Origin of the sequence: Corallococcus sp. CA054B, assembly GCF_003611625.1 — a bacterium.
Taxonomy (GTDB): domain Bacteria; phylum Myxococcota; class Myxococcia; order Myxococcales; family Myxococcaceae; genus Corallococcus; species Corallococcus coralloides.
On sequence record NZ_RAVY01000431.1, the window covers coordinates 1 to 476 of the forward strand.

The following is a 476-nucleotide window of genomic DNA, read 5'->3' on the forward strand; positions in this document are numbered from 1 at the left end:
ATCTTCTTGGCGCGCTCCTCTTCGAAGGAGTCCAGGTAGCGGCCTTCCGCGGGGTTGAGCGGCTTGGCGTCCGGTGCGTCCGGCAGGGGCTCCTTCACGGACCTGGCGGCCGCCGCGCGCTCCGCCGTGGCCTCGCGGATGCGGGCCATCACCGAATCAAGCTTGGAGCCAATACCGAAGGACATGAGGCCTCTCCTGTCGCGTCTGGGTCTTTTTTCTCCCGCATTATCCGCGCAGGACTTTGGAGGTTGCTTCGGGATCACGGGTTTTGACGGAAGCGCGCGATTTCAAACGCAACCGGGCAGACGGCCGGGCCGAGAAACATGGAATCCTGGAGTGAGGGGTACACTGGACCCATGGCGAACCGGCATGACAGGGACGACGGGCCTTCCGCGCCCGGCTCCGCGCCTCGCGTTTCGACGTCGCGAGAAACTTACGGTACGGGTCGCGGTAGCGCGCCCGCGACGGGGCGGGGT

1 protein-coding gene is annotated in these 476 nt (G+C 66.2%); it reads right to left on the reverse strand.

Going from position 1 to position 476, the window contains the following annotated elements; translation table 11 throughout:
* The coding region (locus D7V80_RS41185; RefSeq protein ID WP_147447419.1) for a hypothetical protein at positions 1–185 on the reverse strand (185 nt) is incomplete at its 3' end.
* Positions 186–476 lie beyond the last annotated feature (291 nt).